Origin of the sequence: Sphingomonas mali NBRC 15500 (genome assembly GCF_001598415.1) — a bacterium.
Classification (GTDB): domain Bacteria; phylum Pseudomonadota; class Alphaproteobacteria; order Sphingomonadales; family Sphingomonadaceae; genus Sphingomonas; species Sphingomonas mali.
Map to the genome: position 1 here is coordinate 221,113 of NZ_BCYX01000004.1, position 14,569 is coordinate 235,681.

A 14,569-nucleotide genomic window follows, 5' to 3' on the forward strand; every position below is an offset into this window, starting at 1 on the left:
CGATCCCATGCGGCGCACGCCCGTGCGAGCGCTCGCACGGGCATTGCCGTACGGGAAAGAATATGACAGTCTCGCTGCAATGCAGCATAGCGCGCCTGTGATCGCCGGGTCGCGATCCGCCGCCGGGGCTTCGAGCGTGCCTCCCCCGCCCTATGTGCGCGCAGGCATTTCCGACCGCGTGGGCGCGCTCTTGTCGACCCACGACAGCCCGCCGTCAGGTGGCCCACCGCCTCTCCTGATGGGATTGAGCAAGGCCGAGATTGCTCAAGTCGTCGCAAAGGGTATCGAACGCGAGTTCGGCCCGGGATCGATCCTCTTCACGCAAGACAGCGCGAACGATGGCGTCTACCTGATCGCCAGCGGACGCGTCCGGGTCTATTATACCGCCCCATCGGGCCGCGAAATCACCTTGGCGCTCTGGCACGCCGGCAATTTCGTCGGAGGGCCCGAAATCTTCGGCGGCGGTCTCAACGTATGGTCTGGCATGGCGTCGACGCGGGTCAGCGCCCTTCATCTGCCCGGCGCTGCGCTGCGCGAACTCGCGCTTGGGATACCCCATCTTGCCATCGGCATCATCGAGGGACTGACGTTCAAGGGCAAATGCTATTCGGCCATGGCGCAGATGCTCGGCACGCGTTCGGTAACCGAACGGCTGGCGCATATGCTCCTGCATCTGTCCGATCTCTATGGTCTACGGCAGCCCGGCGGGACGCTGATCAGCACGAAATTCACGCATGAGGAAATCGCGCATATGGTCGGAGCAACCCGGCAATGGGTGACGGCCAGCCTCAAGCGCTTCCATGCCCAAGGAATCCTGTCCGTGAAGCGTGGCAATATCACCGTCGTCCGCGCGGACATTCTGGATCGGATTCGCACGGGCGCAGGAAGCTAATCGTCAGCGCGGCCGAGGACATGATGACATCATGATGTTGCTCTGATAGCGTCATCTCCATGACGATAGAACATTCCTCCGCCGTTCCTCTCTATGCCCAGCTCGAAAGCGAGATCACGACCCGCATTCAGAACGGTGACTTTCCGCCAAACAGCAGGCTTCCTTCTGAAGACGAGCTCGTCGAGGAATATAGCGTCAGCCGGACCACTGTGCGCAACGCGGTGCAGAATCTGCTGAAGAAGGGTCTGGTCGAAATCCGCCGTGGCAAGGGCACCTTCGTCACCAGCCCGCGGATCGTACAAGAACTCACCGGGCTTACGGGCTTCGTCGAGGATATGGCGGCACTCGGCCGCAAAGCCTCCGCGAAATGGCTCGATCACGAACTCCTCGCTGCCGATGAGACGGTTGCCGAACAACTCGCCTGTCCGATTGGCACCGAGGTGATGTGCATCCGCCGGATTCGGCTCTCGGACGGCGTGCCGCTGTCGTTTGACATCACCTACCTGCCCTACGAGCTCGGGCGGCAGATCGTCTCGCACGACCTTGAGGTCGAGCCGATCTTCACCCTGCTGGAGACCCGGTACGATACACCGCTCATCGAGGCGGAATATCGACTCCAGGCGATATCAGCGGACCAGGCCATCGCAGACGCGCTGTCGGTGAGCGCCGGCAGTCCGGTCTTCCTCATCGAGCGGACATCCTATTCGCGCGATCACCAGCCGGTCGATTTCGAGCGGCTCTATTACCGTGGTGATCATATCCGCTTCACGACACGCCTCGCGCGTCGCGTTCCCGGCGCGGCCTGACACGGGCCAACCACCGCCCAAAAAGCTGTGGCGCCGACCCGCATCCCGTTCTGACCGGCGCCGGCTCAAAAGGGCCTCACGCATACACATCATTGTCTTTTTCCAGCGCGGGCGCATCCCGCGATCAGCCCGTTTTGGCTTGACGTAACGACATAATGATGTCACTACATCGTTATGGGTTGAGAGCCGTCTAACCCCACTCAATCCAAGAGCAAAACCCGGTTTTGCGACACTGCCCAAGGCATCCCCTTGGGCGGTGGCGGGGAAGCTCAGCCCAAGGATCACGCAACAGAAAGGGATCTCATCGAATGTCAAAGAAACCCAATATCCTGTTCTTCCATGTCGATAATCTCGGCATGGGTGAATTGGGCTGCTACGGCGGCGGCATCCTTCGCGGCGCCGACACGCGGCGGATGGACCAGTTCGCGACGGAAGGGGTGAAGCTCACCCATTATGTCGTCGAACCCCAGTGCACCCCAACGCGCTCCGCGCTCATGACCGGGCGCTTTCCGATCCGTTCGGGCAACCACACGATCGCCTTGGGCGGCAATGGCGGCGGCATCGTCGCCTGGGAGCGCACCATCGCATCAATCCTCGGCGACGCCGGCTATACCAGCGCCATCTACGGCAAATGGCATATCGGTGCCGAAGACGGCCGGTTCCCGACGGATCACGGCTTCGACGAATGGTATGGCCCCTTGCGCACCTATGACGAGTGCATGTGGCTCGAGGATCCCCACTATGTGCCTGAGCGCGACGGCTTTTCGCACATGCATGAAGGGGTCAAGGGCAAAGGCGCCTGGCCGCTGCTCGACGAACAGCTCTGCATGGAGACCAAGAAGACCTGCGACCTGGAATATCAGAAGCGTGCGCTCAAGTTCATGGAAAAAGCGGTCGCCGACGACAAGCCGTTCTACTGCTATTTCAACCATTCACTGATGCATTTCCCGATGCTGCCGCGCGACGAGTTCGTCGGGAAGAGCACCAATGGCGACTGGGGCGACTGCCTCCTCATGCTCGATCACGACTTCGGCGTCCTGCTCGACAAGCTCGACGAGCTCGGCGTCCGCGACAACACGATCGTCGTCATATGCGGCGACAATGGCGCCGAGGATCATCTCGCCGGGCGTGGTACCGGCGGTTTCTTCGACGGCTCCTATTTTAGCTCGGCCGAGGGCGGCATCCGTACGCCGTTAATGATCCGCTGGCCCGACCATATTCCGGCGGGAATCGAGAGCAACGAGATGGTCCATGTCACCGACATGTTCACCACGTTGCTGAGCTTCGCCGGCTGCGAAGCCCCGTCCGACCGCTTGATCGATGGCGTCGACCAGACGGCCTTCTTCCGCGGCGAGCAGGATGTGTCCAATCGCGAATCCTGCATCGTGTGGCTCAAGGACGAACTCCACGCGGTGAAATGGAAGGACTTCAAGATCAACTTCAAGCGCCAGCAACATTTCCACGATCCGGAACTGCCGCTGGGGTTCGCGCGCATCACCCATCTCAAGGAAGACCCCAAGGAACGAGAAGCAGTGAACCAGCGCTATGTCCGCTGGTGGGTGATGCAGCATGCGCATCGCGTCGTGCGGGACTTCGAGGAGAGCGTGAAGCGGGAAGAGCTCATCCCGCCAGGCTCGCCGCTGGATTTCGTGCCGGCATCGCATCCGGCGCAGTGAAGGCGACGGCGCATGTCTTGCCTTGGCAATCATGACGGCGGAGGGAAGGCAACTTCCCTCCGCTCGCCGGCCACTCTGGTCCCTACCGCCGAACAGGTCGACCGCAGCGCGATGATCCTGATCGGCGGCGGCGCGTTCCAGATGGGCTCGGCGACCTTCTACCGCGAGGAGCGGCCGCTCCGTGAAGCGATGGTCGGCGACTTCTGGATCGATCGCGCGCCGGTCACGAACCGGGAGTTCTCACAATTCGTCGCCGCGACCGGCTATGTCTCACTGGCCGAGCGCCAACCCTTGCCCGAACACTATCCGGATGCCGATCCCGCCTTGCTGGTTCCGGGAGCAGCGGTCTTTCGCAAGCCGCCGGGGCCGGTCGGCTTGCGCGATCCGCGTGCCTGGTGGGCTTATGTACCAAATGCGTCGTGGCGCGATCCGCTTGGTGACGGGGCCGGTATCGCCGCCCTTGCTGATCATCCCGTCGTGCAGGTCGCGCACGAAGACGCGTTGGCCTATGCCAATTGGTGCGGAAAAACGCTGCCCGGCGAAGCCGAATGGGAGTTCGCAGCCCGCGGCGGCCTCGACGGCGCGATCTATCCCTGGGGCGACGACCCTCAGCCCGAGGGACGCCACATGGCCAACACCTGGCAAGGCCGGTTTCCTTGGGAAAACCTGGCCGAGGACGGCTATGACCGCACGTCTCCCGTCGGCTCCTTTCCTGCCAATGGCTATGGACTAGTCGATGTCGTCGGCAACGTCTGGGAATGGACGGCCACGCCGTTCGACGACGAGGTCACGGAGCGATCCTGTTGTCAGGCGCCCGATGCTGCCCGACCGGATCGCCGTTTCGTGGTGAAGGGGGGCTCGCACCTTTGTGCTCCCAATTACTGCCTGCGCTACCGCCCCGCCGCCCGCCAGGGTGAAGCGCGGGATACAGCCACGTCACATATCGGATTCCGCTGCATCGCGCGCTGCTGAAGCCGCCCGCAAGGCTTCGTCCCGCACAAGGATCGAATAATGAACACCCTTCCTCCCCCGCGCGCGCCTGCGCCGCAATCGCGCGTGTCCCCTAGCGTCGGCGTGATCCTGCAATCGCCGCGCCTCTTCACGACCGAAGTCCTGGCAGGGGTCGTGACCGCCCTCGCGCTGATCCCCGAGGTGATCTCCTTTTCCTTCATCTCCGGCGTCGATCCCAAGGTCGCGCTGATCTCTTCCGTTGTGCTGTGCTTCGTGATGTCCGTGCTGGGTGGGCGGCCCGCGATGGTTACCGCGGCCGCGGGATCGATCGCATTGGTGATCGGTCCGATGGTGAAGGCCCACGGTGTCGGATACATTCTGCCTACCGTCCTGCTTGCCGGGTCCATCCAGATTCTCTTCGGAGCGACGGGGCTCGCCCGCCTGACCCGGTTCATTCCGCGTTCGGTAATGATCGGCTTCGTTAATGCCCTGGGCATCCTCATCTTCGCGGCCCAAGTGCCGCATGTGCTGGGCGGCTCGCCGGCGGTCTATGCGCTTTTCGCCGCGACCATCGTCATCGTCCTGGCCTTTCCTCGCATCTCGGGCGCGGTGCCGGCACCTCTGGTGGCGATCGTCGCGGTAACCGCAGTCGCAATCCTCTGGCATCTGGATGTACCGAGCGTCGGTGGCGCAGGCTCGATGGCTCCGGGTCTACCCGGGGCCACCGCGCTTCTCGTGCCCTTCGATGCCGCGACGCTCGCCGTCATCTGGCCCTCGGCACTCAGCGTGGCCTTCGTCGGCCTGCTCGAAACCTTGCTGACCGCCAAACTGGTCGACGAATTGACGAACACCCGCTCCGACAAGGGGCGCGAATCCTGGGCGCTCGGCATCGCCAACATCGCCGCGGGTTTCTATGGCGGGATGGCCGGCTGCGCGATGATCGGGCAGACCGTGGTGAACGTGAAGATCGGCGGGGGACGATCACGGGTTTCGACCATGGCGGCAGCGGTCGTTCTGCTGCTTCTCGTCACCGTCCTTGCCGGATTGATGGCGCAAATCCCGATGGTCGCGCTCGCGGCGGTCATGATGATCGTCGCGCTGAAGACCGTGAACTGGCAGAGCATTCGCCCCGCGACCTTGCGACGGATGCCTGTTCCGGAAACGCTCGTGATGTTGGTGAGCGTCGTGGTGACGGTCATGACCGGCAATCTCGCCCTCGGGGTCGTCGCGGGCGTGCTTCTCGCCATGATCCTGTTCGCCCGGCGCGTCGCGCACGTCATCGACGTCGAGCGCATTGCCTCGCCCGATGGCCGCCGCGTGCGTTACTGCGTCCATGGCCCGCTCTTCTTCGGCAGCAGCAACGAGCTTGTCGACCGCTTCGCCTATGCGTCGGATCCGGCGGAGGTCACGATCGACTTCTCCCGGTCGCAAATCTGGGACGCCTCGAGCGTCGCCGCACTCGACGCCGTCAAGACGCGATATCACAGCCGGGGAACCAAGGTCGCTTTTGCCGGGCTCGACCACCGCAGTTCGCAATTCCACCTCAGGCTCAGCGGGCATCTGTGATGGACTTCGGGGGGGAGCGGAATACCCAGGTTACAGAGGGCGAGGACCGGGGCGGGTATTGCGCATCGACATGGCGAACGCCGCCGGACGTTTCGGTGCCCGCGCCCGCCGGTACGCCCTTGCGGCTGCCCAAGCTCAGGGCGCTCGTGCGCACCAAGGAGATTCTTCTCCTGCCGCTCGCGCTCTTGATCGGCGTGGCGACGGGAACCGCGGTGGTCGCGATGAGCCTGGCTGCCCAGGCCGCCCATGCGGTGCTTTACGGCATCCCCCTCGACGTGAGGCTCAGCGCGAGCGCGGCGGTCGATCCCGTCGCGGCGATGGCCGGCCCCGCGGTTGGCGGCCTCCTGCTTGGGCTCATGGAATATTGCCGGCAGCGATGGAAATTGTCCCCGGTCGTGGATCCTGTGGAGGCGAATGCGCTGCGCGGCGGGAAACTGTCGCTCCGCGACAGCCTGATCGTGAGCGGCCAGACGCTCGTCTCGAACGGTGCCGGCGCATCGGTCGGGCTCGAGGCCGGCTACACGCAAATCGGCGCTGGCTTCGCCTCTTGGCTGGGAACCCGGCTCAATCTCCGGCGCAACGACCTTCGGCTGATGGTTGGCTGCGGCACTGCCGCGGCGATCAGCGCGGCTTTCAATGCGCCGCTGACCGGTACCTTCTATGCCTGCGAACTCATCATCGGCACCTATTCGGTCGCCAGCGCAGTGCCCATCCTGGCAGCGGCACTATCGGCCTCCTTTGTCGCCGGCCACCTGGGCGGTCATCCCTATTCGATCGATGCCACCACGCTGAATGGTGACGCGCTGGCGCAGTTGCCGGCGCTTCTCATCCTCGCCCTGATCGCCGGCCTGTTCGGGATCGCGATGATGAGGGCCGTCGCCCGATGCGAAAATCTGCTCGACCGGCTCGCCCTTCCCTTTTGGTGCCGCCCGCTCGCCGGAGGATTGCTGGTCGGCGCGCTCGCAATGGTCACGCCCCAAGTCCTGGCGGCAGGACACGGCGCGATGATTCTCGACCTCGGCCAGAAGATGGGGGCGTCGCTCATCGTCACGATCATCGTGCTGAAAGCCATGGCGTGCATTCTGTCACTTGCCTCGGGTTTTCGCGGTGGCCTCTTTTTCGCCTCGCTCTTCCTTGGTGCATTGCTGGGAAAATGGTTCGCTCTTCAGGTTGGCGCGACACCTCTTGCCACCAGCCTCCCACTCGATCCGCAAACCAGCGCGTTTGCCGGTATGGCGGCGCTGGGCGTGGCAATCGTCGGCGGTCCATTGACGATGACGTTCCTAGTCCTCGAGATCACCCGCAGCTTCGCCGTCACCGCGACCTCGTTGATCGTCAGCGTGATCACCAGTGCGTTCGTGCGCAGCATTTTCGGGCACTCCTTCTCGACCTGGCGTCTCCATCTACGTGGGGAGAGCATCCGCGGCGCCGAGGACATCGGCTGGATCAGAAGTCTGTCCGTCGGCGCCATGATGCGCACCGATGTCGCGCTCGGCGACGGATCGACCACGGTAGCCGCATGTCGCGCCAGTTTCAGGCTCGGCTCGACACCGGCCATCTTTCTGACCGACCGCCAGGATCGCTATATCGGTACGCTGCTGATGCCCGATCTCTTCTCGCCCGATCTCGACGCGCGCGCGCATGCCACGGAGGTCGCCACGCTCTCGCGCTACGCTACGATCTTCTTGCGAGCGGAGATGAATGTGAAAACCGCGATGCAATGCTTCGAAAACGCCGAAGCCGACATTCTTCCGGTCCTCGATGCCGCCGGCGAGGTGATCGGTTTCCTGAACGAGGCCTATGCCAGACGACGGTATATGCAGACCTTCGACCAGGCGCGCGCAAGCGTGACAGCGCTCGCCTGACGTCGAGCCAGTGTCGTTATACTGGGGATAGCCCTTCGCCGACCGCGAGACCGACATGTCGGAGCCCGGATATCAGCAAGGTTGATCGCCCACACAAGAATTGATCATGACACCGCCCCTCGTTGTCGCTGATACTCAAACGCGAAAGATCGAGAGAGGAGCGCCACGTTGACGGACACCCCCAGCCTGTCGCCGCTCTACGGTCGCCGCGCGGTGCTGCAGGGCGCAGCAGCTTTGGCGCCAGCGCTTGCCTCGACAGGCGCCGCCGCGATGCCCCTGGCGGCGGACACGGTCGAGCCGTTCCGCGTCGCGATTCCGGAGCGGGACCTCGCCGATCTGCGCCGCCGCCTGGCCGCCACCCGCTGGCCCGACGATCCCGGCAACGACGACTGGGGCTATGGCACCAACGCGCGCTACCTGCGCGGGCTGGTCGACTATTGGCGCACCGGCTACGACTGGCGGGCGGCGGAGCGGGCGATCAACGCGCTGCCGGCCTATCGGACGCGCATCGATGGCATTCCGATCCACTTCATCCGCGTTCCCGGCAAGGGCCCGAAGCCCGTTCCGATCATCATCACGCATGGCTGGCCATGGACCTTCTGGGACATCGAAAAGGTGATCCGTCCGCTCGCTGATCCGGCGGCGCATGGCGGCGACCCCGGCGACGCGTTCGACGTGATCGTGCCGTCGCTGCCTGGCTATGGGTTCTCCGGGCCCGAGCCCGTGGCCGGCGTCAATTTCTGGCGGACCGCCGACCTCTGGCACAAGCTCATGACCGAGCGGCTGGGCTATCCGCGCTATGCGGCAAGCGGCGGCGACTGGGGAGCACTCGTCTCCTCGCAGCTCGGGCACAAATATGCCGACAGCCTCATCGGGGTGCACCTCATGCATGCGATGCTGCTCGACCAGTTCAACAACGCCCGCCCCTGGGACGTGACCGCGCGCAGCTGGGACACGCTGACCCCGGTTCCCGCCGCGACGATGAAGTTCGTTGCTCATTTCGCGGTGCAGGTGGTCGATCCCCAGTCGCTCGCTTACGCTATGAACGATTCCCCGGTCGGGCTCCTCGCCTGGCTCCTCGAGCGCTGGCGCTCCTGGGGCGATGGCGGCGGCGATCCCGAGCGCGTCTTCACGCGCGAGCATATGATCACCACGGCGATGATCTACTGGCTGACGGGAACGGCGGGTTCATCGATGCGCGCCTATGCCGATGCCGCGCGCTATCCCTGGAAGCCGTCGCACGACCTCAAACCGGTAGTGCAGGCACCGACCGGCATCACCTTCCTCGGCGGCGAGAATCCCCCGGGGGTCACGACCGAGAACCGCGTCGCGGCGTTCAAGGCGGGGCCGCGCGCCGGCTTCTTCAACAGCGTTTTCCTGAACGCTCATCCGACCGGCGGCCATTTCGGTTATTATGAGAACCCGCCAGCGGTCATTTCGGACATCAGGACGATGTTCCGCCGCCTGCCCGCCTGAGCCTGCACAGGCGGTGACCCCTGCCCCTCGGTCTAGACGCCTTCGGTCAACGCCGCATATTCGGCGACCTTGAGCTTGCCGAGCTGCGACATGTGGACCGCGTCGGGACCGTCGGCGATGCGAAGATAGCGGTTGAGCGTGAAGAAGTGGGCGATCGGCGTGTCGTCGCTGACGCCCATGCCGCCATAGACCTGGATCGCACGGTCCGCGACTTCCTGGGCCATCCGCGGTACGACGATCTTGATCGCCGCGATCAGATCGCGTGCCGCGCGGTTGCCGTGCCGGTCCATCTGATCCGCCGCCTTTAGCGTGAGGAGCCGGGCCTGCTCGACCTCGCACCAGGAGCGCGCGATATCCTGCCGCACGCTGCTCTGGTCGGAAAGCTTGACGCCGAACGCAACCCGGCTCTCGGCGCGCCGCGCCATCAGCTCGAGCGCGCGCTGCGCCTGACCGATCGAGCGCATGCAGTGATGGATGCGGCCCGGCCCGAGGCGCCCCTGCGCGATCTCGAACCCGCGTCCCTCTCCCAGGATCATGTTGGCGCGCGGCACCCGGACATCCTCAAGCGCTACTTCGCATTCACCACCCGGCGAATGGTCGCGGCCGAACACCGGCATCGCGCGGACGATGCGGACGCCCGGCGTGTCGCGCGGCACGATGATGGTCGAGTGCTGCTGGTGACGCGGCGCGTCGGGCGTCGAGCGCCCCATGACGAGCAGGACCTCGCAACGCGGGTCGAGGATGTTGGTGATCCACCACTTACGGCCGTTGATGACATAATCGTCGCCGTCCGCGATGATCGTCGTCGCGATGTTGGTCGCATCCGATGACGCCACCTCCGGTTCGGTCATGAGATAGGCGGACCGGATATTGCCCGCCAGCAATGGCTCGAGCCAACGCGCCTGCTGCTCGGGCGTGCCGTACCGCGCGAGCACTTCCATATTCCCGGTGTCGGGCGGCGAGCAGTTGAACACTTCCGATGCCCAGCCGACACGGCCCATCTGTTCGGCGAGAGGCGCATATTCGAGGTTGCTGAGGCCGGCGCTGAACCGGCCGTAATCGCGCGGCAGGAAGAGATTCCACAGCCCCTGCTCGCGCGCCAGCGCCTTCAGGCCTTCAAGCGGCGGCCAGGACCGCCAGCGATTGGCCGGATCGGCATGCCAGTCGTCATGCGCCCGTTCGAGCGGATAGATATGCTCGAGCATGAACGTACGCAGGCGCCCGATCAGCGCGTCGACCTTCTCGCCATGCGTGAAATCCATGGACATTCTTCCCTTGCAGACCGTCGGTATCGGAAGCGAGGGTTACGAGGAGGTCGCTCGCGCACAATTATGAATCCGCGCCCGGGCGCATAACCCTTTGGTCATGGGTCACACTGTCCCACCGTCTATGGCCGCGCCCGATGGAAGGGCTCAAAAATCATCATGACCGATCCACCGGCCGCGAGCCTACGACCTCCCCACAAGATGCCGGGACGCGACAGGGCCCGGCGATGGAGGGCGGCATATGGGCACAGGACATTCCAGCTTGAAAGGCAGGGTTGCGCTGGTGACGGGCGCCTCGGGCGGTGTCGGGCGCTCGCTGGCACTGGCACTGGCGAGCCAGGGCGCGAAGGTCGCCGTCGCCGCACGGCGCTACGAGCAGCTCGAGCAGCTCGCCGCGGAAATCTGCGATGCCGGTGGCGAGGCCCTTGCGGTCGAAATAGATGTCGAGCGCGAGGACTCGGTCGAAGCGGCTTTCGAGATGGCCAATGCCCGGCTTGGACTCGTCGACACGGTCGTCGCCAATGCCGGGATCCTCACGCCGGGACGCGCGACCGATCTCGACATCGCGACCTTCGACAAGGCGATGGCCGTCAATGTCCGAGGCAGCTTCCTTACCGCCCGCGCCGGCGCGCGACGGATGATCGGCAAGGTCGGCGACGACGAACGCGGCCGGGTGATCTTCATCGCCTCGATCGCGGCCCACACCCCGCTGCCAGGCGGAAGCGCCTATTGCGCGAGCAAGGCCGCGATCGCGATGATGGGCAAGGCGCTCGCCAAGGAATGGGCCCGTCACGGCATCACCGTGAACACGCTCTGCCCCGGCTTCATGATGTCGGACATGTCGCGCGACTGGCTGAGTTCGGAGGCGGGCCAGGCCCAGGTCGCCGCCTATCCGCGCCGTCGTTTCATGGCGACCGACGATCTTGCCGGCACCGTGCTCTATCTGGCCTCCGACGCGGCACGGACCGTGACCGGCACCGTCATCACCGTCGACGACGGCCAGACGCTGTGACCGGCCGGTGAGCGGGCTGCCGCCGGCCCTTTCCTTCCAGCCCGACCTGCTCGACGAGGCAGCGCTCACGGCCTGGATGGAGCGGCATGTCGACGGCTTTCGCGGGCCCTTCGAGGCGCGGATGCTCGCCGGCGGCCAGTCCAATCCCACCTTCATGCTGACCACCTCGACGCGGGCCTATGTGCTGCGGCGCAGGCCACCCGGCGACCTGCCTCCCGGCGCACATGCGGTCGATCGGGAGGCCCGCGTCCAGATGGCGTTGGCCCGCCAAGGTTTCCCCGTGCCCCGCATCCATGCGGCATGCGCCGACGACAGCGTCATCGGCTCGCCCTTCTACATCATGGATATGGTCGAGGGCCGGATCTTCCGGGAGTCGACCTTCGCCGAGGCCCCGCCGGAGCAGCGCGCGCCCTGTTTCGACCAAATGAATGCGATGCTCGCGCGGCTCCACGCGATCGATCCGATTGCCGCGGGCCTTGCCGATTTCGGCCGCCCGGGCAGCTATTTCGCCCGCCAGGTCAAGCGCTGGGCCCGGCAATATCACGCCGAGACCGGCGCCGGGCGCATTCCCGACCTCGACTGGCTCGTCGACTGGTTGCCCGGCCATATCCCCGCCGACGACGAGACGGTGATCGTGCATGGCGACTTCCGGGTCGACAACATGATCTTCCACCCGACTGAGCCCAGGGTCGTCGCCGTGCTCGACTGGGAGCTGTCGACGCTGGGCCACCCGCTTGCCGACTTCACCTATCTGCTGATGATGTACCGCTGCCCGCCGGCATTCGGCGGCGGCATCGCGGACAAGGATCCGCGTGCGCTCGGCCTGCCGGACGAGGACGCCTATGTCGCGGCCTATTGCCGCCGCACCGGCCGTCCGGGCATTCCCGACCTCGACGTCTATATGGCCTACAACCTGTTCCGGCTCGGCGCGATCGTCCATGGCATCAAGGGTCGGGTGCTGCGTGGCAACGCGGTTTCCGCAAATGCCGCACGGCTCGCCGCCGAGCTGCCGGCGATCGCCGCGCTCGCTCGCGCCCAGGCCGAGCGCTGGCAGGCCAACGGGGCGTCGCGATGACTGGGTCAATGGTGCGCGCGCTCCTGGTGCGCGCGCTGACCAGCGACCTTTCCGGGACCGGCCTTGCTATGGTCGAGCGCCCCGTACCGGCACCGGCCTCGGTGACCGTCCGGGTTCGCGCCGCCTCGCTCAACTTTCCCGATCTCCTGATGACCCGTGGCGAATATCAGCTGAAGCCGCCGTTGCCGTTCGTCCCGGGCATGGACTTTGCCGGCGACGTGATGGACGCCGATCCCGCGACCGGCTGGACTCGTGGCGACGCGGTGGCCGGATCGCTGCGCTACGGGGCGCTCGCCCAGGAAGTCGCGGCCGACGCCGCATCGCTTCGGCGCAAGCCTGTCGGCATCTCTTATGCCCAGGCCGCGGCGATCGGCACAACCTATCTCACGGCCTATGTGGCGCTCGTCCGCCTGGCGGCGATCGCCGCCGGCCAGACCCTCCTCGTCCACGGCGCCAGCGGCGGCGTGGGAACCGCTGCGGTCGATCTCGGCACGACCCTCGGGGCAAGGGTCATCGCCGCCTCGGGGTCGCCCGACAAGCTCGCGCGCATCGCCGAGGTCTATGCGCCCTTCGCGACGCTCGACACGTCGCAGCCGTTTCGCGAGGCGGTCCGCGCGCTGAGCGGCGGCGGTGCCGATATCGTGTTCGATCCGGTGGGCGGCGCGATCTTCGACGAGAGCGTTCGTTGCGTCGCGTTCGGCGGCAAACTGCTGGTGGTCGGCTTCGCGTCGGGGCGAATCCCCTCGCTCGCCATGAACATCCCGCTCATCAAGGGTTTCTCGGTGATCGGCGTCAGGGCTGGCGAATATGGCCGGCGCTTCCCCGCGCTGGGCGCGGCGAATCGCGACGCCATCTGGGCGCTGGCGGGCGCCGGCCGGATCAATCCGCTCGTGCACGCCGTCGTTCCGCTGGAACAATGGCGCGAGGCCTTTGCCATGATGAGCGACCGGCGCCTGGTCGGCAAGGTGGTGATCGCGCTTCCCGATTGACGCGCGGACCGCGCGTCAGGCCACGAGCGTGGCAGGCGTGCGGCCCATTTCCCAAGAGGCCTGATCGGGGCCATGGTCCGGGATCATTTCGCCGGTGCGATCTGAGATGCGGTCGAGCTGGGCGAGTATCTGTTCGGCGCACTCTCCATCGCCCAACCGGATCCCGCGGGTGAGCGTCACATAGGCGCGTTCAAAACTGCCGCCGCCCGCGCATAGGATCATGCCGTTCGGCGCCCCTTCGGCGCAGAGCGCGACAACGGCGGGCGACACCCGCTCGGGTCCGAGCAAGGCGAGTTGCTCGCTTTCCATGATGTCGTCGGTCATCCGTGTCGACGCCGAGGGCGACAAGCAGTTCACCCGGATCCCGTGTTTCTCGCCCTCAAGCCTAAGCGTGTTCATTAGGCCGACCAGCGCCATCTTGGCGGCGGCGTAGCTCGATTGACCGAAATTGCCGTAAAGCCCGGACGAGGACGAGGTGAACACGATGCGCCCGTAACCCTGCTGCCGCATCGGCTCCCAGACCGCTTTTGTGCAATGGACCGAGCCCATGAGATGCACCTCGAGCACGGTGCGGAAGTCGTCGAGCTCGGCCTTGGCGAACGTCCGGTCGCGCAGGATGCCCGCATTGTTGACCAGGATATCGACGCGCCCCCAGCGCGCGATCGCGAGATCGACCATCTCGGCAACCTGGTCGACGCTCGAGACGTCGGCGCCGCTGGCGATCGCATCGCCGCCCAATGCCGCGATCTCGTCGGCAACACGCTGGGCCACCGCGTTCGACGGCTCGCGGCCATCGCGCCGGCCGCCAAAATCATTGACCAGGACACGCGCGCCGCGTGCCGCCAGGGCGAGCGCATGGGATCGGCCGAGCCCTCCACCGGCCCCGGTCACGATGGCGACCTTTCCTTCAAGCGAGATGTTCATGCCGATATCCTGTGCTGTCGCAGCGGTACGCGCCGCTGCCATGAAAACGGCGGGCGCGTCCCCCCGGCCGCG

The 14,569-nt window shown here is 65.6% G+C and carries 12 protein-coding genes; 10 read left to right on the plus strand and 2 right to left on the minus strand.

All coding sequences use genetic code 11. From position 1 onward, the window contains the following. The first annotated feature begins 238 nt into the window (after positions 1-238). The 7 genes from SMA01S_RS05940 to SMA01S_RS05970 all read left to right on the plus strand — a co-directional run bounded on the left by SMA01S_RS05940 (position 239) and on the right by SMA01S_RS05970 (position 9,232). Positions 239-892, plus strand: coding sequence for a Crp/Fnr family transcriptional regulator (locus tag SMA01S_RS05940; protein ID WP_218016845.1), 654 nt, complete (start codon positions 239-241; stop codon positions 890-892). A gap of 59 nt (positions 893-951) precedes the next feature. After that, on the plus strand, positions 952-1,698 hold the full coding sequence (locus SMA01S_RS05945; protein ID WP_066819180.1) for a GntR family transcriptional regulator: 747 nt from the start codon (positions 952-954) through the stop codon (positions 1,696-1,698). A 308-nt stretch (positions 1,699-2,006) separates the two neighbouring features. Then, on the plus strand, positions 2,007-3,374 hold the full coding sequence (locus SMA01S_RS05950) for an arylsulfatase (protein WP_066819182.1): 1,368 nt from the start codon (positions 2,007-2,009) through the stop codon (positions 3,372-3,374). Between the two features lie 12 nt (positions 3,375-3,386). Then, positions 3,387-4,346, plus strand: coding sequence for a formylglycine-generating enzyme family protein (locus SMA01S_RS05955; RefSeq protein WP_066819185.1), 960 nt, complete (start codon positions 3,387-3,389; stop codon positions 4,344-4,346). A gap of 39 nt (positions 4,347-4,385) precedes the next feature. Next, complete coding sequence (locus SMA01S_RS05960) at positions 4,386-5,891, plus strand: SulP family inorganic anion transporter (RefSeq protein ID WP_066819188.1); 1,506 nt, start codon at positions 4,386-4,388, stop codon at positions 5,889-5,891. A 95-nt stretch (positions 5,892-5,986) separates the two neighbouring features. After that, positions 5,987-7,756: a chloride channel protein gene (locus SMA01S_RS05965; RefSeq protein WP_066819191.1), complete on the plus strand. Its 1,770-nt coding sequence runs from the start codon at positions 5,987-5,989 to the stop codon at positions 7,754-7,756. A 168-nt stretch (positions 7,757-7,924) separates the two neighbouring features. After that, positions 7,925-9,232: an epoxide hydrolase family protein gene (locus SMA01S_RS05970; protein WP_245649171.1), complete on the plus strand. Its 1,308-nt coding sequence runs from the start codon at positions 7,925-7,927 to the stop codon at positions 9,230-9,232. A 32-nt stretch (positions 9,233-9,264) separates the two neighbouring features. On the opposite strand, the gene SMA01S_RS05975 is transcribed toward SMA01S_RS05970, so the two are convergent. Beyond that, positions 9,265-10,494 (minus strand): acyl-CoA dehydrogenase family protein, encoded by a 1,230-nt coding sequence (locus SMA01S_RS05975; protein ID WP_066819202.1) that lies wholly within the window; start codon positions 10,492-10,494, stop codon positions 9,265-9,267. 244 nt (positions 10,495-10,738) lie between these two features. On the opposite strand from SMA01S_RS05975, the gene SMA01S_RS05980 reads away from it, so the two are divergent. From SMA01S_RS05980 to SMA01S_RS05990, 3 genes are read left to right on the plus strand one after another with little or no spacing between them, the layout of a single operon-like run. Next, positions 10,739-11,509, plus strand: a complete 771-nt coding sequence (locus tag SMA01S_RS05980) for an SDR family NAD(P)-dependent oxidoreductase (protein WP_066819205.1) — start codon at positions 10,739-10,741, stop codon at positions 11,507-11,509. Positions 11,510-11,516: 7 nt separating this feature from the next. Beyond that, positions 11,517-12,584, plus strand: coding sequence for a phosphotransferase family protein (locus tag SMA01S_RS05985; protein WP_066819208.1), 1,068 nt, complete (start codon positions 11,517-11,519; stop codon positions 12,582-12,584). A gap of 8 nt (positions 12,585-12,592) precedes the next feature. Then, complete coding sequence (locus tag SMA01S_RS05990; RefSeq protein WP_369405659.1) at positions 12,593-13,573, plus strand: NADPH:quinone oxidoreductase family protein; 981 nt, start codon at positions 12,593-12,595, stop codon at positions 13,571-13,573. Positions 13,574-13,588: 15 nt separating this feature from the next. On the opposite strand, the gene SMA01S_RS05995 is transcribed toward SMA01S_RS05990, so the two are convergent. After that, complete coding sequence (locus SMA01S_RS05995; protein ID WP_066819312.1) at positions 13,589-14,497, minus strand: SDR family NAD(P)-dependent oxidoreductase; 909 nt, start codon at positions 14,495-14,497, stop codon at positions 13,589-13,591. Between the last annotated feature and the right edge of the window lie 72 nt (positions 14,498-14,569).